Source organism: Pseudomonas sp. (assembly GCF_035277045.1).
GTDB lineage: Bacteria > Pseudomonadota > Gammaproteobacteria > Pseudomonadales > Pseudomonadaceae > Aquipseudomonas.
On sequence record NZ_DATELE010000196.1, the window covers coordinates 101,036 to 125,006 of the forward strand.

Annotated in this window: 21 protein-coding genes; 10 read left to right on the forward strand and 11 right to left on the reverse strand. The window is 62.4% G+C overall.

The window, feature by feature from the left end:
- Positions 1-3: 3 nt before the first annotated feature.
- Both amn and VJS90_RS10605 read left to right on the forward strand, forming a co-directional pair.
- Positions 4-1,464, forward strand: coding sequence for an AMP nucleosidase (gene amn, locus VJS90_RS10600; protein ID WP_324121606.1), 1,461 nt, complete (start codon positions 4-6; stop codon positions 1,462-1,464).
- Between the two features lie 6 nt (positions 1,465-1,470).
- Positions 1,471-2,100: a pseudouridine synthase gene (locus tag VJS90_RS10605; protein WP_324121607.1), complete on the forward strand. Its 630-nt coding sequence runs from the start codon at positions 1,471-1,473 to the stop codon at positions 2,098-2,100.
- On the opposite strand, the gene VJS90_RS10610 is transcribed toward VJS90_RS10605, so the two are convergent.
- Both VJS90_RS10610 and VJS90_RS10615 read right to left on the reverse strand, forming a co-directional pair.
- Positions 2,097-2,300, reverse strand: coding sequence for a DUF2788 domain-containing protein (locus VJS90_RS10610; RefSeq protein ID WP_324121608.1), 204 nt, complete (start codon positions 2,298-2,300; stop codon positions 2,097-2,099). The two genes, VJS90_RS10605 and VJS90_RS10610, sit on opposite strands and share 4 nt — an antisense overlap.
- Before the next feature lie 55 nt (positions 2,301-2,355).
- A complete protein-coding gene (locus VJS90_RS10615) occupies positions 2,356-2,832 on the reverse strand; it encodes an Lrp/AsnC family transcriptional regulator (RefSeq protein ID WP_158460648.1) in 477 nt (158 codons plus the stop codon).
- 422 nt (positions 2,833-3,254) lie between these two features.
- Between VJS90_RS10615 and VJS90_RS10620 the strand changes: the two genes are divergently transcribed.
- Positions 3,255-4,082 (forward strand): DUF6515 family protein, encoded by an 828-nt coding sequence (locus VJS90_RS10620; RefSeq protein WP_324121609.1) that lies wholly within the window; start codon positions 3,255-3,257, stop codon positions 4,080-4,082.
- A 168-nt stretch (positions 4,083-4,250) separates the two neighbouring features.
- The gene (locus tag VJS90_RS10625) at positions 4,251-4,493 is read left to right on the forward strand and encodes a DUF1778 domain-containing protein (RefSeq protein WP_324121610.1); all 243 of its coding nucleotides are present in this window, start codon (positions 4,251-4,253) and stop codon (positions 4,491-4,493) included.
- A gap of 279 nt (positions 4,494-4,772) precedes the next feature.
- Here the strand turns inward: VJS90_RS10625 and VJS90_RS10630 are convergent, their stop codons facing one another.
- Positions 4,773-5,192 (reverse strand): polyribonucleotide nucleotidyltransferase, encoded by a 420-nt coding sequence (locus VJS90_RS10630; protein ID WP_324121611.1) that lies wholly within the window; start codon positions 5,190-5,192, stop codon positions 4,773-4,775.
- A gap of 121 nt (positions 5,193-5,313) precedes the next feature.
- Between VJS90_RS10630 and hrpB the strand changes: the two genes are divergently transcribed.
- Positions 5,314-7,842, forward strand: a complete 2,529-nt coding sequence (gene hrpB / locus VJS90_RS10635) for an ATP-dependent helicase HrpB (protein ID WP_324121612.1) — start codon at positions 5,314-5,316, stop codon at positions 7,840-7,842.
- 287 nt (positions 7,843-8,129) lie between these two features.
- On the forward strand, positions 8,130-8,618 hold the full coding sequence (locus VJS90_RS10640) for an Lrp/AsnC family transcriptional regulator (protein ID WP_324121613.1): 489 nt from the start codon (positions 8,130-8,132) through the stop codon (positions 8,616-8,618).
- A gap of 6 nt (positions 8,619-8,624) precedes the next feature.
- On the opposite strand, the gene VJS90_RS10645 is transcribed toward VJS90_RS10640, so the two are convergent.
- The 7 genes from VJS90_RS10645 to VJS90_RS10675 are packed head-to-tail and all read right to left on the reverse strand — an operon-like array spanning position 8,625 to position 16,078.
- Entirely contained in the window at positions 8,625-9,077 is a 453-nt protein-coding gene (locus VJS90_RS10645; protein WP_324121614.1) for a GNAT family N-acetyltransferase, read from the reverse strand.
- Positions 9,061-10,281: an MFS transporter gene (locus VJS90_RS10650; RefSeq protein WP_324121615.1), complete on the reverse strand. Its 1,221-nt coding sequence runs from the start codon at positions 10,279-10,281 to the stop codon at positions 9,061-9,063. The genes VJS90_RS10645 and VJS90_RS10650 overlap by 17 nt, the downstream gene beginning before the upstream one ends.
- Entirely contained in the window at positions 10,278-11,429 is a 1,152-nt protein-coding gene (locus tag VJS90_RS10655; protein WP_324121616.1) for an ATP-grasp domain-containing protein, read from the reverse strand. Before VJS90_RS10655 ends, VJS90_RS10650 begins: the two co-directional genes overlap by 4 nt.
- A gap of 3 nt (positions 11,430-11,432) precedes the next feature.
- On the reverse strand, positions 11,433-12,683 hold the full coding sequence (locus VJS90_RS10660) for an aminotransferase class III-fold pyridoxal phosphate-dependent enzyme (protein ID WP_324121617.1): 1,251 nt from the start codon (positions 12,681-12,683) through the stop codon (positions 11,433-11,435).
- Positions 12,680-14,089, reverse strand: a complete 1,410-nt coding sequence (locus VJS90_RS10665) for a hypothetical protein (protein WP_324121618.1) — start codon at positions 14,087-14,089, stop codon at positions 12,680-12,682. Before VJS90_RS10665 ends, VJS90_RS10660 begins: the two co-directional genes overlap by 4 nt.
- A gap of 10 nt (positions 14,090-14,099) precedes the next feature.
- The gene (locus tag VJS90_RS10670; RefSeq protein WP_324121619.1) at positions 14,100-15,089 is read right to left on the reverse strand and encodes an iron-containing redox enzyme family protein; all 990 of its coding nucleotides are present in this window, start codon (positions 15,087-15,089) and stop codon (positions 14,100-14,102) included.
- Between the two features lie 11 nt (positions 15,090-15,100).
- Complete coding sequence (locus tag VJS90_RS10675; RefSeq protein WP_324121620.1) at positions 15,101-16,078, reverse strand: iron-containing redox enzyme family protein; 978 nt, start codon at positions 16,076-16,078, stop codon at positions 15,101-15,103.
- A gap of 866 nt (positions 16,079-16,944) precedes the next feature.
- On the opposite strand from VJS90_RS10675, the gene VJS90_RS10680 reads away from it, so the two are divergent.
- The 4 genes from VJS90_RS10680 to VJS90_RS10695 are packed head-to-tail and all read left to right on the forward strand — an operon-like array spanning position 16,945 to position 22,848.
- Positions 16,945-18,306 carry an NtaA/DmoA family FMN-dependent monooxygenase gene (locus tag VJS90_RS10680; protein WP_324121621.1) on the forward strand — a complete coding sequence of 454 codons (1,362 nt, stop codon included), beginning with the start codon at positions 16,945-16,947 and terminating at the stop codon, positions 18,304-18,306.
- 9 nt (positions 18,307-18,315) lie between these two features.
- Positions 18,316-20,421 (forward strand): TonB-dependent receptor, encoded by a 2,106-nt coding sequence (locus tag VJS90_RS10685; RefSeq protein ID WP_324121622.1) that lies wholly within the window; start codon positions 18,316-18,318, stop codon positions 20,419-20,421.
- Positions 20,422-20,431: 10 nt separating this feature from the next.
- The gene (locus VJS90_RS10690; protein ID WP_324121623.1) at positions 20,432-21,778 is read left to right on the forward strand and encodes an LLM class flavin-dependent oxidoreductase; all 1,347 of its coding nucleotides are present in this window, start codon (positions 20,432-20,434) and stop codon (positions 21,776-21,778) included.
- Positions 21,775-22,848, forward strand: coding sequence for an ABC transporter substrate-binding protein (locus VJS90_RS10695; protein ID WP_324121624.1), 1,074 nt, complete (start codon positions 21,775-21,777; stop codon positions 22,846-22,848). The genes VJS90_RS10690 and VJS90_RS10695 overlap by 4 nt, the downstream gene beginning before the upstream one ends.
- 7 nt (positions 22,849-22,855) lie before the next feature.
- On the opposite strand, the gene VJS90_RS10700 is transcribed toward VJS90_RS10695, so the two are convergent.
- Positions 22,856-23,935 carry an endonuclease/exonuclease/phosphatase family protein gene (locus tag VJS90_RS10700; protein ID WP_324121625.1) on the reverse strand — a complete coding sequence of 360 codons (1,080 nt, stop codon included), beginning with the start codon at positions 23,933-23,935 and terminating at the stop codon, positions 22,856-22,858.
- Positions 23,936-23,971 lie beyond the last annotated feature (36 nt).

The following is a 23,971-nucleotide window of genomic DNA, read 5'->3' on the forward strand; positions in this document are numbered from 1 at the left end:
AGTGTGAGCCAAGCTTTTGAAGTTGTAGATACCGCCGAGCAGGCCGTCGATCGTCTGGCGGCCCTGCATGAACAAGCCACCGGTGCCCTCAGCCAGGCCCTCAAACGCTACCTCAAGGACCGCACCGAACCCGATGCCGGCGAGCGCGCGCTGTTCCGCTACCCGGCCCTGCGCCTGACCTATTACTGCCAGGGCGAGGCCCCGGTCATCACCCGTGCCTACGCCAAGGTACAGGTCGCCGGCACCTACAGCGTCACCGTCACCCAACCGGCAGCCTTCCGCAAGTACCTGCTGGAACAGCTGGGTCCGTTGATGAGCGACTTCACGGTCACCGTTGAAGTCGGCGTGAGCGAACAGAACATCCCCTACCCGTACGTGGTCGAGCAGGGCGACGAGCTTGCCGGCACCGGCATCACCGCCGCGGCGCTCGCGCGCGTGTTCCCCAGCACCGACCTCTCGGCCGCCACCGACGGCATCGCCGATGGCCTGTATGACTGGGATGCCGAACCCTTGCCGCTGGCGCTGTTCGACGCCGCGCGCGTGGACTTTTCCCTGCGCCGCCTGGTGCACTACACCGGCAGCGACTGGCGTCATGTGCAGCCCTGGATCCTGCTGACCAACTACCACCGCTACGTCGACCAGTTCATCGCCCACGGCCTCGAGCAGCTGCGCGATGACCCGCGCTTCGTGCGCATGGTCCTGCCGGGCAACGTCATCATCGACAAGGGCATGGACAACGGCGAGGCCCAGGCTCTGGTCGCAGGCGTGGTCTGGCACCGCTACCAGATGCCGGCCTACCACCTGATGGCCGCCGATGGCGACGGCATCACCCTGGTCAACATCGGGGTCGGCCCCTCCAACGCCAAGAACATCACCGATCACCTGGCCGTGCTGCGTCCGCACTGCTGGCTGATGATCGGCCACTGCGGCGGGCTGCGTCAGTCGCAGACCATCGGCGACTACGTGCTGGCCCACGCCTACATGCGCCGCGACGGGATTCTCGACCGGGTGGTACCGCCCAACATCCCGATCCCGGCGCTGGCCGAGGTACAGCTGGCGCTGCAGGAAGCGGCGGCGCAAGTCACTGGCGAGCGCGGCGACGACCTGAAAAAGCGCCTGCGTACCGGCACCGTCCTGACCTACGACGACCGTAACTGGGAGCTGCGCTGGGCCCAGGAGCGGCCGCTGATCAACCTGTCGCGCGCGGTGGCCGTCGACATGGAAAGCGGCACCATCGCCGCCCAGGGCTACCGCCTGCGGGTGCCATACGGGACCTTGCTGTGCGTGTCGGACAAGCCGCTGCACAGCGAGATCAAGCTGCCCGGCGCGGCCAACGCCTTCTACAACCGGGCGGTCAGCCAGCACCTGAAGATCGGCATCGCCGCGCTCGACCTGCTGCGCACCGAGCTCAACTCGTTGCACTCGCGTAAACTGCGCAGCTTCGATGAGCCGCCGTTCCGCTGAGGCCCCATGCCCTTGCCCCCCCGTTCCAAGCCGCGCCGCGCCGACGCGCGGCCTGCAGGCCCGCGTCGCCAGCCCAAGGCGCCGCCGGCCGAGCCACGCCTGATCCTGTTCAACAAGCCGTTCGACGTCCTGACCCAGTTCAGCGATGGCGAAGGCCGCGCCACCCTCAAGGACTTTATCGACATTCCCGGCATCTATCCCGCCGGGCGCCTGGACCGTGACAGCGAAGGCCTGTTGCTGCTGACCAACGACGGCCAGTTGCAGGCCCGCATCGCCGATCCCCGGCACAAGCTGCCGAAAACCTACTGGGTGCAGGTGGAAGGGGAGGCGAGCGATGAGCAGGTGCAGCGCCTGCGCGACGGGGTCGAGCTCAACGATGGCCCGACGCTGCCCGCCGAGGCCCGGCGTCTTGAAGAGCCTGAACTGTGGCCGCGCAATCCACCGGTGCGGTTCCGCAAGAGCGTGCCGACCAGCTGGCTGGAGCTGGTGATTCGCGAGGGCCGCAACCGTCAGGTACGGCGCATGACCGCCGCGGTCGGCCTGCCGACCTTGCGCCTGGTGCGTGTGCGCATTGGTGACTGGACGCTGGAGGGCCTGGACCAGGGCTGCTGGCGTGAAGTGCCGGCCAGGCGCTAGACGCCCTCGAGCAGGCCGACCACCACCGTCTTGATGATGAAGGCCAGCACGCCCAGGCCGAGGACGCAGAACAGGATGATCGTGCCGAAGCGCCCGGCCTTGGATTTCTTTGCCAGGTCCCAGACGATGAATCCCATGAAGCCGATCAGCAGGGTGACCAGGATGATCATCATCCATTCTTCGAACAGTGCAGGATCCATCGGCGCGCTCCGTCAGGCTGAGGCGCCGGAGTATACGCCTGGCGCGGGGCGCCGACTAACGCAGGTGGGTCAGGGGCAGTTCGGTGCTGGCCAGCACCTGGTTGAGCACGAAGCTTGAGCGCACGCTGGTGACGCCTTCGATGCGTGTCAGGCTGCCCAGCAGCAGCTTCTGGTAATGATCCATGTCCGGCACCACCACCTTGAGCTGGTAGTCGGCATCCATCCCGGTGACCAGGCTGCACTCCAGCACCTGCGGCAGGCCGCGGATCGCCGCCTCGAAGGTCTCGAAGCGCTCGGGGGTATGGCGGTCCATGCCGATCAGCACATAGGCGGTCAGGCTCAGCCCCAGTTTCTTGCGGTCCAGCAGCGCCACCTGGCGTGAAATGTAGCCATCGTCTTCCAGCTGCTTGACCCGCCGCGAGCATGGGGAAGGGGACAGGCCGATGCGTTCGGCGAGCTCCTGGTTGGAGATACGCGCATCGCGCTGCAGTTCGGCAAGGATGCTCAGGTCGTAGCGGTCAAGCTTGCTCATGAAAGGGGCCTTTTCTGTCTGGATTGCGGCAAATTATCAATCAGGGGTTAAAAATTGCGCAAGTGATATTTAACTCCGCAATCTTAGCAATCCTCTGCCGGCTCTGATGCCCTATCTTTATCAACAGAATCACTGCCCGGACATCAGTCCACGGCGACCGGCCCAAGAGGGCGGTTGCGGCCAGCCATCCAACAGGACAGGCGAGGCCCCCGGGCTACACCCCGTCCACAAGACGGCGTGAGGTGAGCCGGCGCCACAAGCGCCGAGCACGGACGACAATTCTCGAAGGGAGGCCCCAGTGGCCTCCCTTTTTTATGCACCAGGCACCCTCACACAACCCTGCTCCCGCATTTTCATCTACACCTTCAATCACCGTTGTAGACTGGTGCGGTAACAATCCGGTTTCCAACGAGAGAAACAGCATGAAGTCACGCATCTGGCAGTTGGCGGGTGTAGGTTTGCTCAGCCTGGGAGTGTCCTGTTTGGCCTGCGCCCAAGGCCCGAACGAAGGCCATGGCGGCCAGGGCCCCCAAGACCCCAACAGCGGCGGTCATGGCAGCTCACCCTTGAATTCGCGCGACGAAGTGCGCCAGACCCAGCCCCCGCGCCAAGGTAATTACCAGGACATCCCTCGCCGCAACGGCAACGGCCAGCAGTGGCAAGCCGGAGGCAACGGCCAGCGCCCGAGTGAAAACTGGCCAGGGCGCCCCGACGGCGGTGGCAACGGCTGGGGCTCGGGCCCGCAGTACCGTCCCGGTCACACTGTCGACCGGTTCGCCGACCGCTATTCAAAAGTCCCCTACCGCGGGCAGGACTACTTCTATTCCGGTGGCTACTGGTACCGTCCACAGGGCCCGAACTATGTGGTCGTCACTCCGCCCTATGGCGTGCGGGTCGATTACCTGCCCTCGTATGCCCAGGAAGTCTGGCTGGGCGGCGCCTTGTTTTTCCTGGCAGCTGACACCTACTACCAATACCTCGCCGACAGCCGTCAGTACGTGGTCGTCAACCCGCCTGTCGCCACCCCCGCGCCCCAGCAGGCCACCGGCTACGACGTCATCGCCTATCCCGCCTACGGACAGACAGCTGAGCAGCAGCAACAGGACCGCTACCAATGCCATCGCTGGGCTGTCGATCAGTCCGGGTTCGACCCCGCATCGGCCACCTATGCGCCCGCGGCGAATGTGACGGATACCTATCGACGGGCATTGGGCGCCTGTTTGAGTGGGAGGGGATATAGCGTTAATTGAGAAGCGAAATGGACTACAGATACTTCGGAACGCGTGAAGTAGCTTTCTGCATGCCGCTCAAGGAAAGTAGCGCCTCGAATTCATCGCGCGCCCTATCGTTCGTCTTCACGGAGGCAAGCGCATGACCACCCGACACCGGAGACGAAAAGCAAGCCCGTGCCTATCAACATGCGTACTGACGCAAAACGTCGAGATCTTATTGATACAGCCGCCCAGATACTTCGTATGGACCGCACCAGCTTCATCCTGGATGCGGCGTGCAAGCGCGCTGAGGAGGTCATTATTGACCGGCGCTTGTTCCTGCTCGACGACGAAGCGTTTCATCGATTCGAGCAGGCGCTGGAAGCCAATCCCATGAGGAATAACGAATGCGTCAGGGATCTTCTGGCAAGGCCCCAACCCTGGAGTTGAGTACTCCGGAAAAGCTGATGCCCGATGTGTCCTTGATCGACTTCGCAAACCGTGGGCGTGGCGCTGGAGGCTCAAGGCCGAGGGTTCGCTGTCGCGCTGTTGGCCGACGCAGTCGAGCGAGCCCTGGGTGCAGCGGAGGTGGTGGGCTCAACCGCCATGATTGTCCACCCCCTCGATGAGTCCCTCGCGAGTTTCTATGCCCGATTCGGCAATTTTAAAACCTGCCCAGACCTCACACCTCTCACGATGATGCTCTCACTGCGCTGACTACCAGCTTCATCAGGCCGCAGGCACCAACCCATACGAAGCCAGCTGCTCGACACTGCCACGGTGCTGGATCAGGCGCGGATCATCCAGCGGCAAACGCTGGCCCAGCTCGCTTTCCAGAATCGCCTGCAGCTTGACGTTGTCGACCTTGCCGTCGGCGCCCACAGCTTCTTTCAGTTTTTCCGGCGCGACCTGAGCGGTGGTACCGCCCGGGTAGTAGATGGCGCCGGTGGCGAAGTCGACGCCGAAGGCGATCAGCCCGGGGATGACATAGAACAGGATACCGATGGCGTCGAGGGCCACGATCACGGGGTCGACCTTGCCCTCGATCTGCCCACGGCGCTCAGGGTAGAACAGCGTGCCGCAGGCCGTCAGCTGGGTCAGCAGGGCAGCGACCAGGGCGCCACCGATGACGCGGGATTGGATGCGCATTTGAATCTCCGGAAATAAAAGCCACGAACGATGCCAGGCAGAGCGCCTGCACCTGAAGCTAAGACCATGAAGAGGCAGGTCAGGTTCGCCGTTATACTCGCCCGACTGTTCGAGGGCCACCATGATTTCATTACCGATAGATGCCGTACTGCCCGCGCTGCGACGCGCCTTGTCCGAGCGCCACGAAGCCGTGCTCGAAGCGCCGCCCGGCGCGGGCAAGACTACCCGCGTTCCCCTGGCGCTGCTCGACGCGCCGTGGCTCGCCGGGCAGCGCATTGTCATGCTCGAGCCACGCCGGCTGGCGGCGCGGGCGGCGGCGGAGCGGCTGGCCAGCGAGCTGGGTGAGAAGGTCGGCGAGACGGTCGGCTACCGCATTCGCCTGGACAGCAAAGTGGGGCCCAACACGCGCATCGAGGTGGTCACCGAGGGCATCCTGACACGCCGCCTGCAGGCCGATCCGGCGCTGGAAGGGGTGGGGCTGCTGATCTTCGACGAGTTCCACGAGCGCAGTCTGGATGCGGACCTCGCCCTGGCCCTGAGCCTCAATGGCCGGGAGCTGCTGCGCGACGACCCGCCCCTGAAGATCCTGCTGATGTCGGCAACCCTGGAGGGCGAGCGCCTGTCGCGCCTGCTCGACGATGCGCCGGTGGTCAGCAGCCAAGGGCGCATGCATCCGGTGGAAATGCGCTGGGGGCGGCCGTTCCAGCCAGGCGAGTTCATCGAGCCGCGGGTGGTCGATGCGGTGTTGCAGGCCGTGGCGGACGAGTCCGGCAGCCTGTTGGTGTTCCTGCCAGGCCAGGCCGAAATCCGCCGCGTGCATCAATCCCTGCAGGATGCCCTCGGCGATCGGCGGGACCTGCTGCTGTGCCCCCTGCACGGCGAGCTGGACCTCAACGCGCAGCGCGCGGCCATCGAACCTGCGCCGCACGGGCTGCGCAAGATCGTGCTGGCGACCAACATCGCCGAGACCAGCCTGACCATCGATGGCGTGCGCGTGGTGATCGACGCTGGGCTGGCGCGGGTGCCGCGTTTCGATCCCGGCAGCGGCATGACCCGCCTGGATACTCAGCGCATCTCGCGCGCCAGCGCCACCCAGCGCGCGGGCCGCGCCGGGCGCCTGGAACCGGGCGTGTGCTACCGGCTCTGGTCCGAGGCCCAGCATGACCAGTTGGCCGCGCACGGCGCCGCGGAGATTCTCCAGGCTGACCTGGCAGGCATGGCCCTGCAGCTGTCGCGCTGGGGCGTAACCCCGGACCAGTTGCAGTGGCTCGACCAGCCACCCACCGCCGCCTGTTCCCAGGCTCAGGACCTGCTCACCCGGCTCGGCGCCTTCCGGCCTGGCAGCCGTGACACGCTCAGCGAGCACGGACAGGCCATGGCCGAGCTGCCGGCCCACCCGCGCATCGCGCACCTGCTGCTACGTGGCCAGGACCTGGGCCTTGGCGACATGGCCTGTGACGTCGCGGCCTTGCTCGGCGAGCGCGACATCCTGCGCGGGGGCGGCGCCGACCTGCACACCCGCCTGGCTCTGCTCAGCGGTGAAAGCCGTGCCGCGCGCGGCAGCCAGGGCGGTGTGCAACGCGCCCGCCAGTTGTCGCGCCAGTACCGTGGAATGCTGCGCGGCAAGGCGCGCACCGCGGTACCCGATGCTGACCATCCACGCTGGCTCGGCGCCTTGCTGGCGCTCGCCTATCCCGACCGGGTTGCCCAGCAACGCCGTGAGGGTGGCGGCGAATATCGCCTGGCCAACGGCCGCGCCGCCGTGTTCGCCGAAGCCGATGCCCTGATGAAATACCCCTGGCTGGTGATCGCCGACCTCGGCAGCCGCCAGGGCCAACGCGAAGAGCGCATCTACCTCGCCGCCGATTTCGATCCGGCGTTGTTCGACGGCGTGCTGGCCGAGCAGGTCGAGACCCTCGACCTGCTGGACTGGGACGAGCGCGAGAACGTGTTGCGCGCCGAACGCCAGCGCAAGGTCGGTGAGCTGGTGCTCGGCCGCGAGCCGCTGCCCGGGCTGGACGAAGACGCGCGTGCCCGCGCCTTGCTCGGCCTGGTCCGGCGCAAGGGCCTGGCCCTGCTGCCCTGGACCCCCGAGCTGCGCCAATGGCAGGCACGCGTGGCGTTGCTGCGCCAGATTGACCTCGACAAGGACGGCCACAGCGAATGGCCCGACCTCGGTGACGAAGCCCTGCTCGGCACCCTCGAAGACTGGCTCCAGCCCTATGTCGGCAAGGTCTCGCGCCTGAGCCATTTCGCCCAGCTCGACCTGTCGTCGATCCTGCGCAACCAGCTTCCCTGGCCGCTGCCCCAGCGCCTGGACGACTGGGCACCTGTCCATCTCCACGTGCCGTCCGGCTCGAACATCCGCCTGGACTACAGCGAGACCCCGCCGATCCTCGCCGTGCGCCTGCAAGAGCTGTTCGGCCTGGCCGACACCCCACGCATCGCCCAGGGCCGCCTGCAGGTCAAGCTGCACCTGCTGTCACCCGCGCGGCGGCCGGTGCAGGTGACTCAGGACCTGGCCAGCTTCTGGCGCACCACCTATGCCGAGGTGAAGAAGGACTTGAAGGGCAGGTACCCCAAGCACTACTGGCCCGACGATCCACTGGTGGCCGAGGCGACCGCGCGGGCGAAGCCGCGCAAGTCCTAGATCGGCGATCGCTCGGCAGCCGCCAGCACGGGGCCCTGCCTCAGGGCCATAAGACGACTGCCTCTCGGCCTGACTTTTCCCTCACCTCGATAGCGAAGAGGAGGGGCAGCGTGCTTGATCGATCTGCTCCTCGCGGCCTGACAGGCCCGGATTCGTATCGGTACCGCCGCTGGTCCATCGCAGACACACCCTGTTGTGTATTTTCAATATCATTTAACAATAAAGACAGTGTGGTTATTTTGCCGGCGACGTAACGTTCTGCTTGAGAATTGAACCTAGGAACGACCATGAGAAGGAAATCGAGCGCGCTTGATTCAGTAGACCTGCAAATCCTGTCTATCATGCAGTCGGATTGCCGAACCACCCTCTCCAAATTGAGCGAAAAGGTCGCTTTGAGCGAGACGCCTTGCTGGCGGCGCCTCAAGCGGCTTGAAGACGACGGATACATCAAGCGCTACCAGGCGATCCTTGACAAGCACGTGCTGGGCTTCGACGTCACAGCGTTCATTCAACTGTCCGTGGATTCCCATACCCCCGAATGCACGCGTGACCTCGAACAGCGCCTGACTGCTTCGCCCGAAGTGATGGCGCTGTACAACGTCACCGGCGACTTCGATTTCATGGTCCACATCGTCTGTCCGAACATGCAGATCTACTCGCGGTTCGTCGAACTGAATTTACGCTCGCTTAAATGCATCAAACAGATCAAGACATCGGTCAGCCTGCGGGAAATCCGCGCCAGCAACGAACTGCCAATCTGCTCGATATCCGCTTGAGTTACGTTATTCGGTGGAAGGCTGGGCGTATACGTCCGGGCGGTGGAGTTGCCACAGGTAGTTGGGCTGGTTGACCGGTGTAAAACCTATCTTTGCGTACAGCCATGGCGCGGTGGTGGTGGCCAGCAGAATGCGGCGTAGCGCGCTGGCCTCGGGCACTTCGAGCAACGTTTCCGACAATCGCCGTCCCAGGCCGCGTCCCCGGTACGCCTCGTCGACGAATACGTCGCACAGATAGCCGAAGGTCGAGAAATCCGTGACCAGCCGGGCGAAGCCCACTTGCCGAGCACCGTCGTAGGCGCCCACGCACAGGCTGTTGGCTATGCTCGTTTCCACGCGATCCCGAGATATGCCGGCCGCCCAGGTCGAGGTGGTGAGGAAGGCGTGAACGAAGGGGATATCCAGACGAGCTTTGTCCAGCGTCAGTATGATGTTGTCGATCTCAATGATGGTGTCCATGAAGCCCTTCCTTAAGTGCGGGATCGTCTTGCCTGCGATAGAGGGCCACCAGGGCCACCGCCAGTGCCGCGAGCGCGCAGTTGATATACCAGAACAGGGTGAAGTCGCCCGACGCGGCGAAGCGGCTGGCGATCCCATTACCTGCCACTGCGCCCAGCAGCCCCATCAGGCCCAGCACACCGAAGCCCGCGGGGAGCAGATCTACCGACAGGCCTTTGCTGAGCAAAGCATCGATCGCAGGATCAATGGTGATTTCGCCGAGCGTAAATAGCAGCACGCTGATCAGGAACAGTGGCTGGACGGAGGATTCGGCCAAAAGCCAAAACGCCATCAACATCAAGCCGAAGCCTAGGGCCAGGGTGAGATACACCGACAGTTGCTGCGACAGCCACTTATTGAGGGGAATCTGCAGCGCCAGCACTGCAGCGGCGTTCACCCAGAATACATGGGCCACGGCATCCGTACCCCACGCGCTATCGGCGACCAGGGGAAACGCATACTCCAGCTGAATGTAGTGGAATTGGTAGCACAGGGTGACGATCATCAGGGTCATGGTTAGTGGCATGCCTACGACGGCACGTACGGCCTTGCCGAAGCCGGGCTTCGGCAAGTCAATGCGTTCGGGGGACGTCGATGGAGCGCGTACGCCCCGGAGGACCCACAGCGCCACGACCTGAATGCATGCTGCGAACGCGAAGAACGCAAATGCTGTTTGGTCGATGAGCGCGGCCCCAAGGGAGCTGCCCAACGCTACACCGAGGTTGTTGACCGTACTTCTGAAGGAAAATAGCAGGTAGTGGTTGTCACCCGGCGTCAGCGCAACGAGGGCGGCCTTCGCCGCGGGAGTGAAGAACGCTTTGCTCATGCCCAGCGCCAGGCTTAGCGCGCAAAGGGCAGGCACTGAGGACACTCCGGTGGCGAACAGGACGTAGGTGGCGATCTGCAAGACCAAGCCGACCTTCATCGTGAGTAAGGGGTTTGTTCGGTGGCTCAGGTAGGCCCCCGCAAACGATGCCACGTATTGTCCCGTCAGAAATAGCGTGAGCTGCCCCGCGGCGAAGGCCGGGGATTGCCCAAGTACCTTGACTAGGTACACCACGAAGAAGGGAATGACCGAAAAGTAACCCAGTGCGGTGAGGAACTGGACCAGTACGACGCGCCGTGCGTCGCTCGGCATGGAGACCAGCAGGGAGCGCAGACTCATGGGGCTGCTATGACCTGGATGTGGTCGATTTCCAGATTCAGGCGTTCCTCCAGTAGATGCCGGTTGGGCGCCGAGACGATGATGCCGCCATGACGATGGAACGAGTCGGTCATGTCCTCGATTCTGTCACCGGGCGCAAGGTTCATCTCGAGCCAATGAATGTACTCGGCACTGTTCTCAGGCAGGTGGATCGACTGTATGGTGCCTGCTGGGAAGTCGAAATAGCCGATGGCGGCGCAGCCTCGGCGGGCGAGTGTCACTTGCATCGTCTCCCCGAGCAGTAGCCGGGCGTGGGCGGTTATCATGTCGAAACCCGTCGCTATCTCCACTAGATTCCAGATACGGTCGCCTCCCGGGCGGTTATGGCATTCGATGATCTCGATCGCCTCGCCGTCGACCTTGAATTCCAGGTGGCCCGGGCCGTCGGTAAGGCCGATAACATCCAGGCAGCGGTCGATATAATCCCGTTGGTTTTCGGACAGCCCGGGTGATTCGGGATCGACCAGGTGCCCGAGCTCCACCAGCCCGCTTACCCCACCCAGGCGCTTCTCTGTCACGGCCAGTAAATGGTGTACCCCATTGATGCTAAAGGTCTCGCAACTGAATTCCTCTCCTGGTACCCAGGTTTCGACGATGTAGCGTCGGTTTGCTGCGAGGGTCACGGTGGCGCCGGGCTCGACGCGCTGCACGTCGCGGCTGCCGGTCCCATCCACAGGCTTGACCACTAGGGTACCGTCGCCTTCATTGTGCAGCCTGGTATCGGATGCGCTGGTCCGTCGCTCGAAGAAGGCGACCTTGGTGAGCCCGTGGCGGCGCAAAGCCTCGCGCGTCAATAGCTTGTTCCGGGAAACCAGTGAGACGTTTAGCGACGGGGCCGCGATATCCAGGACCCGCCCGATGATCGCCGCCGGGACGGTGCCAAGTTCGGTGAACGACAGCACCGCCCGCAACGGCGTTGATGCGTCGATAGCGATGGCCCTGAACAGCAGGCCAGGGAGGTCGTCGAAATCCGCTAGGTGGATTTCGCACGGTGCCATACGTTGCCAAGGAGTCAGTCGGTTCGTTTCAGTTAGCACAATGACCGATGGCGCCACGGCCATGACTTTATGCAGGTAGTCGTCTGTGGGGCCGAGCAATAGCAGGCTCATCGATCATCCTTGCAAGTCGAGGGTCAGTTCGGAAAACACGTACGAGAACTCGTCTAGCGCGTCCTGGCTGACGTTCAGCGGCACGATCAGTTTCAGAACAGCGGGATCATGCTGGCAGATCGTGGTACAGACCTGATTGAGAAAAAGCGAGTGCCACAGGTTGAAGCAGGTCTCGGTATCCCGCATGCGGATGAAGAAGCAAGCGCCGAGTACGGTTACATCCTCGATCACGTCCGGACAACGTGTCGCGCAAGCGCGGAGTTGCCCGCCAAAGCGCTCCAGTGGCGCCAGCGCATCGTCAGGTCGAAGGTAATCGTCGAGCAGGTCCAAGACAGCGCTGGCTAGGTTCAGCGCCAAGTTGTTGTTCGCGAAGGTACTGCCGAGGATCTTCTGGCAACCGGCCCGGGCGAAGAGTTTGTCGAACAGCAGCGTCCGTAGCATCAATTGGGCACTGGGTATCATGCTCCCGGTCAGCGCTTTGGCCAGCAACAGCACGTCGGGCCGTTCACGCCAGCCCAGCGCCTGCATCGCCGAATAGGCGCCGCAGCGACCCAACCCAGAGAACACTTCGTCGACGATGCTGACTGTGCCGAACTCCCGGCACGCCCGGAGCAATTGGTCCGCTTCGTCGGCAGCGCAGGTACGACCGCCGCCCATGGTCTGGACGGGTTCGATAAGCAGGGCGGCGATGTCCTTATGGGAGACCAGCGCCAACGCCTGGTCGATCTCCTCGAAGAACACCACCTCCAGGTCGGGGCGCAGCATCTCGAAATCCACTTGATGGGCCGGCTGATCGCTAAGGTGAAGGGTCAAAGCACTGTTGCCATGGAAGCAGCCCCGCCGGACCAGTACCCTTCGCCGTGAGGTGTGTAACAGCGCGGCCTTGACCGCTCCTTCCACCGCTTCGGTGCCCGTGGTCAAGGTGCACAGCTTCCACGAGCCGTGCAGTTCGATACGGTCAACCAGGCGCTCCGCCAGTAAGGCGGCCCCGGTGCAGATACCCAGTGGCGCCCCGGTGGGCAGGTCCTGCTGGATCAGTGCCACCAGTCGCTGCTGGACCGCTTCATTGTTATGCCCGAGGATCGAAGTGCCGTAGTGCCCGACGAAGTCCAGCCAGCGTTTGTCTTCGTTGTCGTACAGGAACTCGCCTTTAGCCCGAAGGAATACCGGGGCCCCGCCCAGTTGCTGCAATTGGGCGACCCAGTGCGGGTTCACCAGTGCCTGGTATCGTTCCAGTGCGGTCGACGGGATCACAGGAAATCTTCCATAGCGAAATTGAGGGGCGGGCGGCGGTTGACGACGTGGAGGCGGTGCAATTCTTCCCAGGCACGGTGAGTCAGCTCTAACAGCAGGGCGTAGGCCGTGGCGGTGGACCGTTGCTGTGCCACGCTCAGTTCGCCCACTTCGCACAGCATGATCCTCGAGATGTACTGGTGGGCCAGTTTGTCGTTCAACTGCTCATGCTTGCGTGATGGGCGGTTGTTGAAGGCAGGGGTGCTGCTGAATTCCGCGGAGAGGGCGTTAAGCAGGTTTTCCTGACCTGGCAGCCCTTCGGTAATGGTGGCTGCTGCGAAGTACGACACCACGTCGCAGGTCGCGAAATAGGTATAGAAGTCGCACAACAACTGGGCGAAAGGTGTCGGTAGTGCCGTGTGCAATGCCTCTTCGCTCATGCCCAACGATTTGCAGGTTTTGAGCTCATAAAGCTCATGTCCGGCCTCTTCCATGTAGTAGCGGCGCGCAAGCTTCTTCAGCGGCCGGGGCAGTCGCTGGGCGATGGCCGGGCAGATCAGGTCGATAAACCGGTCGGTTATGTAGTACTCCTGGGCGTAGCTTGCGGCGATCAGGGCGTCGCGGCGATCGTTCTCGTCGTTGAACGAGGCACGGTATTGGTTGCTGCTTTGCTCGGCTAGGAAATCCAGCCCCCAACGTTCCAGACGGATGGCTAGGTTCAGACCCGAATCCTCAGCATGGATAGGCAACACGCTCACGCAGAGCTTCTGCGCACCCGGCTGTTGGCTGCGCACTAGCAGCCAGGTTAGTACCGACAGGCATTTGCGCACTTCGCCCACCCAGAACGCGCTGAGTTCCACGGTAACCTCGCGCGGCGGCTCGCCCAGTAGCCGCTCAAGCAGCAGGGTGGCTGCGGAAACTGCGGGCGGACAGATGACCGTCCAGCTCTGTAGAGATACGCGGGCATAGACCAGGTAGACGTTCGGGCTACTGGTGTACAAAGCATCGAAAGGGCGCGGCGAGCTGTCGGCAATTAGGTCCAGTAATTCACGTGCAACTTCGGGGTTGGTGAAGCCGTGCCGTTGCAAGGCCAGCCCGGCTTCCTCAAGGGCCTGCCGCAACAGTTCGTGTTTCGTCGCGAGGGTGTGTTCGGGAGCCGATTCCCTGATCAAACCGGCATCGTCGAGCACCGAAACAATGTCCTGGAGCTGCGGGTCAGCCATTTTCTGCTGCAGTGCCTGCCAGTGCTCGCTGTCTCCACGCATCAGACCCTTCAATGTCACGTCGAGCAACGCCATGGATTCGGAAGACAATGCGAACTCGGAATCTTTTTCCCCAATCTCAACCGTTCCTCTTTCCGGGTTTGAATGAAAATAGCCGACGTTGAGGAACGGTTTGCGGTAATTGCCAATGGACCACTTTTCCATGTCGGCTTCCTCAAGTGAACAAGCGAAGTGTTACGACCGACTTGTAGTGCGAGCAGATCTGGCTGTCCCAGCGTCCCATCAGTTCGAGCAGCGAACAGGTGTGGACCAGCGTCACTCGGGCTTCCTCCTCAGAGATCGCCGGGAAGTGGCACAGTAATTCATTGGTGATGTTGCCGTGGCCTCCGGATTCGTTGACGTTGGAGTGCCCAATAATCGGGCCCCAGAACGCCTTGGGAACGTCTAGGCGCTGGCAGGATTCGATGAACAGTTCGTTGAATTCCGGATAGGGCTCTTCAAACAGAAACAGCGCGCTGATGAACGACAACAGATGCTGGCGGGCATATACACCGAGCGAAGAATAGATCGAGAAGGTTGAATCCAGAGGCGTCAACTGCCCGAGCTTGTGCTTGTCGATCCCCACCGCGTGCAGAGCATCGGCTAGCAGCGATTCATGATCATGCTCTTCCAGGAACAGCTTTTTGACCCCTTGGTACACCTCAGAGCTCGTGTGGTGGGCCATCGCCGGCGAGATGACTTTCGGTGCTTGCTTGACGATGTGGTAGTACTCGATGGCGAAGCCGATGAGTTGAGAGCGCGTGACACTCTGGTCCCTCATGCGGGTATACAGCGGCGAGTCGCCCTGTTTCCGGTGGAAGCTGGCGATAGTGGCGTTGAGTTTGCGCGTGAACTCCTTACCTGAAAGTACCCCGACAGGCTTGGGGTAGCGGCTTTCAGTCAGCAAATAGTGCTTGTCCAGGTCGACGATAAGCGCGGCTACCGACTCCGCCTCGAAGCGTGCTTCGTGCTTGCGGTAGAGCTCGTCGGTGCTGAGGCAACCCGTTTTCAGGTCGGTCAGCAGCTCCATCAAGCTTGCTTCCTGCGGATCCTGCAGCACTACGCTCTGCAGCCGGTAGTCCAAATGATGGCTGTTACCTACCTGAGTATGCAGGACGCCTGCCCGGAACTTGGGATAACGAAATCGTTGGCTATGGGTTTGCATCCGGGCGCTCCTTATGGGTTGACTGGTCGGAGAAGGGTGTCGGTGGTCGAATAAAAATCCCAAACGGCGGAGTGGAAGTTGTTGTACAGCTCCACGAACACATGGGTGTTGGATTTCATGCTGCGCAACTGGTCTGCGGTCACCACGGGTATTTCGGCGAACAGCTCCCGAGTAAGTACGCCGTGCTCGGCGCTGATATTGATGTTGGCGTGGGCCAGGATCGGGTCAATGAACGCTTTGTCGATCTTTCCGCTGGCCTGCATTGCCAGGATGTAGCTGTCGACCTCGATGTCCTTGCCCTCGAGAATGCCCATGGTGGTGAAGAAGAACAGCGGATCGGTCGCTGCCCAATAGGCCAGTGCATTGCACAGAGCCAGGGTTTCCGGCAGTGGCACCGATGCGCGTATCTGCTGCCGGGTGAGACCGAGCGTACTCAGCGCTTCGAAGATGAGTTCATCGTGCCCATACTCCTCACCGTAGAACTCGTTCATCTTCAATCGGGCTTTTTCCGACGCCACATAATTGAGTACCGGGGAGTCGAACCAACTTTCCCGATAGAGAAAGTTAAAATTCTCGATGGCCATGCCGTAATAAACGTTCGCCGACACGTGCTCCGGCGTCTGCAATGCGTGCCAGAACTTGTTTGTATAGAGCATCTTGTAAAGCAACTCGGCCTGAAGGTCCTCGATGATGAGTATGGCTTCATCACCGGTCATATACCGTTCGCCGGAGTTGACTCGGTAGGCCAGGTTGCTCTCGGCAAGCGACTCCAGCAAATCCCCCACTTCTTGGCTAGGTAAGGCGCGGTTGAGCGCACAGACTTCGTCCAGTGTCCTGGATCCGTCGCATAGTGCGAGCACTTGGTTCCACTGGGCGGTGTCTCCTGTCAAACCGCTTATTTCATGCTCGTTGTCTGAGAACGAAAACGTTCTCGCCGCGGGGTCATGACCCTCTTTGAACCGGCCAAATGCGACAAAGTTATCGCTCATTCCAATGCTCCTCGTCGAAAAGGAAAGCCGGGCATTGTGCCCGGCCAGTGACGTCCTGTTACAGATGAGCGGCCATAAGGATCGGGCGCTGAGTTTTGGCCTTGATCACAATTTTCTTGCTGGAGGTAGCAACTTTCTTTTCCGATTTGGCAACGGTAGTCGACATGGTTATATCCCTTAATTAGTGGTAGTGCCGGTCCGGTCCGATACATGGCGGGCATATAGTCAAACATCGAGATTTCTAATACCGGCGCAACTATTTAAGCACTAGGTGAAGAAAATAAAATTGCTTTTATGAAAGCTTTCTGACACAAGATTTGGAAAATTCTTCCAAACCTTGCGGCGCCCAATCCAGCGGCGACAGGTATTGCAGCAGTTCTCCGGCTAAAGCCTTGCCGGTTTCGCCCGGCGCCTCGGTGGCTTGCTCTTCGTGGCGCCGTCGTCAATGTTTCCGCCCAAACCAGCGTGGGATGATTGGATGACTGTCAAACATGGGCGGAAATAAACCGAAATCAGTCAATGTTGCTCGTGCAGGTTGGCTGTCGATGCTACTTGAGCGTGGCGACCGTAACCTTCAATGAAATGGGAGCCTATAGCTTGTCAATGTGTCGGAGTGTCAGGTGATACCAAGCATTACTGGCCCGAAGATCCTCTTGTCGCCGAGGCAACCGCACGGGCCAAACCGCGAGGAACGTAGCCTGGAACGATGCGCTAATCGCATAAAGGCAATTGATAGTTATGCGTTTTGTTGAATTAGCTTATGCCTGATAGGTCTTTTACATGATCTGGATATCCTTTTAGCTTCTAACGCGACCCGACCCCATTCCTGGCGGAGGTGACACACCCACCACCAGGAAAGCGCACTCATGGCTTCGCAAAACCAGTTGCATCTTGGCCTGTTGTTCAATTCACCAGGCAGCGATTCCGGTATCGCCCAGGTCGATAGCAGTGGCCAATCGACCTTCAGTAGCCTGTCCGGTTACCTCGAGACCACGCGCCAGCTGGAGCAGGCCTGCTTCGATTTCGTGATGGTTGCCGACCAGGCCTATCAGGACAGCGCCCACCCTCAACCACCGCGTCCCGAGCCGATTACCCTGTTCTCGGCGCTGGCAGCCGTGACCACCCACATCGGCCTGGTGCCGACGGTGTCGAGCACCTTCACCGCGCCGTTCAACCTGGCGCGGCAGATTCTTTCGCTGGATCAGCTCAGCAATGGCCGCGCAGCGTGGAACGTGGTGACGTCGAGCATTGGTGAAGCCAACTTCGGCGACACCCCGCTGCCTGGGCATACGGAGCGGTATCGACGAGCGCTGGAGCATGTCCAGGTAGTGCGCAAGCTCTGGGCGTCGTGGCAAGACGACGCCATCAGCACCAACTCCTCCGGCAAGCTCAGCGTCGATCCTTCGCGGGTGCATCGTATTGATCATCGCGGCGAGTACTATCAGGTTGCCGGCCCGTTGAACGTGGCGCGCTCCGCCCAAGGTGAGCCAGTGCTGTTCCAGGCCGGTTCATCGACCGACGGCAAGGCTTTCGCAGCACATTTCGCCGAGGCGGTGTACACCGCCCAGCACCACATCGGGCAGGCTCGGCAGTTGCGCGACGATATCCGCGACCAGGCCAGGCTGCTGGGCCGCAACCCCGCCCACGTGAAGATCCTGCCCGGGCTGAGCACGGTCATCGCCGACAGTGACGAGGCCGCTCGCCGGCTCAATGACACCATCGTCGAGGCGTTCGGCGCCGAAATCTGGTCGGCGCTGGAAAAACAGCTTGGCGGCATCGACCTGGGCGGTTTTGATCTTGACCGGCCGCTGCCGATCGATCGACTGCCGCCGGTGCTTTCGATCGAGGGCCGGCAAAGCCGATATGACGTGTTCCGCCAGTTCGCCGTGGAACAGCGCTGGACCTTGCGCCAATTGCTGGAACTGCAAGGCGGTTCGGCAGGCCATGGACGCATCGTAGGCAGTCCGAAGCGGGTCGCCGACCATATTCAGCAGTGGTTTGCCGAAGGTGCCTGCGATGGCTTCATCGTGATGCCCGGCCATGGCCCCGACGGCGCGCAGCTGTTCGCTGAGCAGGTAGTGCCGCTGCTACGCCAACGCGGGCTGTTCCGCCACCAATACACCAGCGACACCCTGCGCGGGCATCTCGGTCTGCCTTTCCCGCGTAGCCGCTATGGCGCGCAACTCGCCGCAAACGCCGTCTACAGCCATTCATCCCTCTCACGCTGAAGAGTCCTCATGCCCAACCATTCTTTGACCCTCCTGACCCTGGCCGTGGGGCTGGGTTCGCTGGACGGTGTGCTTGCCGCGACCGTCGCCGCCGAACCCGATACCAGACTCCAGACCGTTGTGGTCCAGCGCGAACGACTTTCCAGCACCGACGAGGCCGAGCAGAAAGTCCGAGCGATTCCTGGGGGAGCCAGCGTCGTCACCGCGGCAGAAACCGAGCAAGGTACCGCATCGGCGCAAAACATCCTCGCTTACCAGCCGGGGGTATTCGTGCAAAGCGTGGGAGGAAATGACGGCATTCACGTGTCCATCCGGGGATCGGGGATTCTGTCCAACGTCGGCAACATGCCGCTGGGGGTGAAATACCTGATGGACGGCTTGCCACTCACCGGACCCGGCGGTGCCTCGTATGAGCTGTTCGAGCCGCTGGGCCTGGCGCACACCGAAGTGCTGCGCGGTGCCAACGCTTTCGAATATGGCGCGCTGAGCCTGGGAGGGGCGATCAACTTCGTCAGCAAGACCGGCCTGAGCAACCCCGGCACTCGCCTGCACCTGGAAGGGGGCAGTTTCGACTATCACAAAAGCCAGTTCTCCACCGGTGGCACGCTGGGCAATGCCGACTACTACATCAACCTGACGGAGTCGCGCCGCGACGGTTTCCAGGACCAGACTTTCAAGAAGTCTAAGGGCTTGAGCTCGAATTTCGGCTACCGCTTCAGCCCGGAACTCGATACCCGGGTGTTCCTGCGCTACCGCGAGGAGTATCACCAAGCCTCTGGCGCCCTGACCAAGGCGCAGTTGCGCAACAACCCGGAGCAGAACAACGCCGCCGTGCTCGCCAGCCGTAACCTGGTGGACAAGTACGGCTCGTTCCAGATCGGCAGCAATACCACCTGGCGGATTGATGACGACGCCCGCCTGGAAGTCGGCCTTGGCTACTACAAACTGCCCCAGCGCCTGAACGTGTACAGCACCACCCCAAGCAGTTCGGACTACCGCGACACCAGCCTGAGCCTTCGCTACACCCGCTACGACAGCGTGTTCGGGCTGGACAGCGAGTCCACCGCGGGCTGGTTCTTCACCGACCAGACCACCGGACGCACAGATACCTACGCACGCAATGCCGACGGCACGCTCAGGCGTACCAAGTACAACCGCTACAAAGGCTCGTACGACAATGTGTTCAGCCTCGGCAACACCCTCGACCTGACGCCGCAGGTCAGGCTGTTCAGTGGCCTGTCAGCGGTCAATGTCCGACGCAATATCGCCATCGAGCAGTCGGCGGCGCCGATCAACGCAGGTCAGCAGGGCGATCTGGATGACAACGACTGGAGCCTCGCACCACGCCTGGGAATTACCTGGCAGGTCATCCCGGAACTGCAGCTGTTCGCCAACGTAAGCCGTTCGTTGAATCCGGCGGCCACCTGGCAGTATTCGCCGTCCACCTTCAGCACCTCGCTCAATTACGTCAAACCACTGGTCAACCAGAAAGCCAACACCGCCGAGATCGGCTTGCGTGCCACGGGCAAAACCTATGACGCCAGCCTGGCCGTCTACCGCTCATGGGTTCGCGACGAGTTGCTGACCGTGGAGCTGGCGGCCCAGACGGCCACGACGGCGGCATTGACCAGTGCGTTCAACGCCAGCCCAACGATTCATCAAGGCATTGAGGCAGGGCTGACCAACACCTTGTGGGAGCGCGGCGGCAACCGGGTCACCCTGCGTCAGGCGTACACCTTCAGCGATTTCCACTATCGACACGATGATACTTTCGGCGACAACCAGCTGCCCGGCGTGCCACGCCACTTCTACCAGGCCGAACTGCGCTACCAGCAGCCCACCGGTTTCTACGCCGGCCTCAACCTGACGGCGGCGTCCAGCTACTACGTCGATTTCGCCAACACCTACAAGTCCGATGGCTACGGCATTCTCGGCGCGCGCCTGGGTTACGACACCGGCCGACACTGGTCGGTGTTCCTTGACCTGACCAACCTCGCCGACAAGGCCTACGCCTCGGCCAACACCACGGTGTACAACGCCGCCGGCAGGGATGTAGCGGCGTTTTACCCGGGCGATGGACGTTCGGCGGTGGCCGGTATCACTTACGATTTCTGAGGTCTTGAGCATGAGCAGACAACTGAAACTGGGCGCATTCCTGTTCGCGCCAGGCAACCATGCAGGCGGCTGGCGTCACCCTTTGGCCCGCCCTGAGACGGACATGGATTTCGATGCCTATGTGCATCTGACCCGTACCGCCGAGCGCGGTCTGTTCGACACGGTGTTTTTCCAGGACACCGCTGCCGTGCCCAGCGATGCCTTGAGCGATGGCGGGCGCACCGGCTTTGGCCGGGCGGCGTATCTCGAACCGGTTTCGCTGATCGCGGCGCTTGCAGCCGTGACCCGCCATATCGGCCTGATCTCCACGGTCACCACCAGTTACAACGAGCCCTATAACGTGGCGCGGCGCATCGCCACGATCGACCACATCAGCGGCGGCCGCGCGGGTTGGAACCTGGTTACCTCGCAGATCGAGGATGAAGCAGGCAATTTTGGCCTCGACCACCATCCGCGGCACGCTGATCGTTACGCCCGCGCCGAGGAATTTCACGATGTCGTGCGTGGCCTCTGGGACAGTTGGGAAGACGACGCGTTGGAGCGAAACAAAGAGGACCGTTATTTCGATCCGCAGAAGGTCCACCGGCTGGATCATGAGGGCGAGTATTTTCGCGTTCGCGGCCCGCTCAATGTCGCTCGCACACCGCAAGGCCACCCGGTGGTATCCCAGGCAGGCGCTTCCGAGGCCGGTCGCGAGCTGGCGGCGCGCACGGCTGACCTGGTGTTCACCGCTGCGCTGACCCTGGAAGAAGCCCAAGCCTTCTACCGTGATGTGAAGGACCGCGCCCGCAAGCATGGCCGCGATCCGGAGCAGATCAAGATTCTGCCGGGGCTGTTGCCAATTGTCGGCCGCACCGAGGAGGACGCCAGGGCCAAGTACCAGGAGCTGCTCGACCTGCTGCCTGCCGACCTGGGCATCAAGCCCATCGCCCGCCTGGCCGGTACGCTGGATCTGTCGGAATTTCCACTGGACGGCCCGCTGCCGGAGCTGCCGCCCAACAACTCGGCCCACGGGCGGCAGAAGTTGCTGGTCGACCTGGCGCGCCGCGAAAACCTGAGCATCCGTCAACTGGCCCAGCACTTTGCCTGCGCTGGTGGCCATCAGGTGGTGTACGGCACCGCGGCAACCATTGCCGACCGTATGCAGGAATGGCTGGAGCACGAGGGAGCAGACGGCTTCATTATCCAGTTTCCTTATTTTCCGGCGCCGCTGGAGGACTTTGTCGACCTGGTGGTTCCAGAGCTGCAACGACGAGGCATTTATCGGCATGACTACGAGGGCAACACGCTCCGGGACAGTCTCGGGCTGGAGCGTCCCTCGCACCCGGCGCAGCGTGCTCAGCAGGTTCCATCATGAAGCCCGTCGGCTGGTGGCTGGCGATGGTCGTTCTCGGCCTGCTCGGCGGCTGCGAGAAACCCCCGGAAAAGACGGCGGCGAATGGCGCACCGGATCTTTCGGGCGTGGTATTGCGCGTGGGTGCGCCGAACAAGATCGGCAGCAAGCCCTACCTTGAAGCCGCAGGCCAGTTGAAGGATGTGCCCTATCAGATCGAGTGGTCGGAATTCTCCGCCACGCCCGCACTGCTGGAATCTCTGCGCAGCGGCCATATCGATCTGGGCGGCAACGGTGGCGCGACGGGGATCATTTTCGAGGCCGGCAATGGCAATGCCGATGGTGTCAAGGTGATTGCCTCAGGCCGGCCGCTTGATGCGACACAGGAGGACGGCAGCGCCGCGCTGCTGGTGCGTGCCGATTCGCCCTACCGCTCGATGACTGACCTCAAGGGGGCGCGTGTCTCGGTGATGCGAGGGTCTGGTACCCAGTACCTGCTGGGCCAGGTGCTGGACAAGGCGCACTTGGGCTTCAATGACATCCAGCTTCTCAACCTGACCAACGACGCTGCACTGGCGGCATTGGTATCGGGACATATCGATGCCTGGGGCATCTGGGATCCGCAGTTGACGGCTTTGCTGCGTAGCCGCTCCGATGTGCGTCTGCTGGGGTGGGTAGGCACCCGCGGCGACAGCTACGCCATCCAGTACGTATCGACTCAGTCGCTGGCCGACCCGCTGAAAAGCGCTGCCATCGAAGACTTCCTCAAGCGCCTGGCGCGCTCGACAGTGGCAGTCGGCACCAATCCTGAACAGTGGGCAGCGCTAAGCGCCAGGCAAGTGCGGGTCGATGTGCCGGTGATGAAGGAAATCGCGGAGCGCACCAAGACCCGTTACGGTCTGGATGAAGAGCAACAGAGGAACCTGGAAGCGGCATTTGCCCGCGAGGCCGATTACTGGCTGGCGCAAGGTGTGATCCAGCAACGGCCGGATATCGGGCAGCTGTTCGATCTGCGCTTCAATGCGGCGATGCGTGAAGCAACCGGGCAGCAGGTGAGCAAGGAGGCTACTCAGGCTGTCAGCAAGGCGCCCTGAGGTTGGCTCACGGCCGCGCGGGCAGCACCAGCCGCGCGCTCACGGGCAGGTGATCGGAGATCTGCAGCGTATCCTCCTGCAGCACCCGCGCCCCGAGTCGCTGCAGCTTGGGGCTGTGAAACAGGTAGTCGAGCGTGCGGTCCGGGCCGTTCACGGCGGGATCGTTGGGATAGTGCGTCAGCCACGCCTCGCGCTCGGCGCCGCTGGCCTCGGCATTGCTGGGGATCATGGGGTATTTGTCCCACAGCTGGTGCAGGTCGCTGTCGGCGGGATAGCGGGCGTGCAGTTCGGCCGGCAGGCGTCGGTGCTGGCCCAGCGGCAGGAGGTTCAGGTCGCCGCCAAGCAGCCAGGGTGTGCCCTGGCCTTCCAGGCGATCGAGCACCTTGGCCACGTGCGCCACCTGCCGGAGCTGCACGTCGCTACCGGGCTGGTAGGGCGACAGCCGGGTGTTGATCACGGCCAGGCGGCTGCCATCGCTAAAGGGCAGGTAGCTGACCAGCATGGCCGGCTGCGGCTGCAGCAGGCGCGACAGGGCGTTGTCGGCGGTGTTGGGCAGTTGCAGGCGTTCGGCCTTGTCGATGGGGTAGCGGCTGAGGGTCGCAAGGGTACGGCCTGCGCTGCCGAACACACGCGGGTCCGGGACGAATCCGGCTTTCCAGTCGTAGGCCTGCGCCGTGCACGGGTACAGGTCGGCCAGGCGTCCGCGCAACAGGGCCAGCTGATCCTGGTGATCGGTGGCCCTGGCGTTGTTGTCGAGCTCCTGGAGCATCACCACGTCGGGGTGCTCGGCGCGGATCACCCGGGCGACCTCATCAAGGTTGTAGGCCAGGTCTTCGTGGGTGGGGCGGGTGTCTTCGCCGCGGCCCTGGTCGTACCAGAACACGTAGCGCTTGCCGGCCAGGTACTGGACGTTCCAGGTCATCACCTTGAGTACCTGGCCGGGCAGCAGGGGCTTGGCCGCGCCCTTGCAGGCGACGGCAACGGCCTCGCGGGCTTCGGGGCGCCAGCCCAGCTGGCTGGCCAGCAGCCAGAGCAGGGCGAACAGCAGAAGGAGGATCAGCAGGACGTTGCGCAGTAGTCGGGTCATCGGCTCGGCTTGTCGGTGCAAAGGCCCCAGCATAGC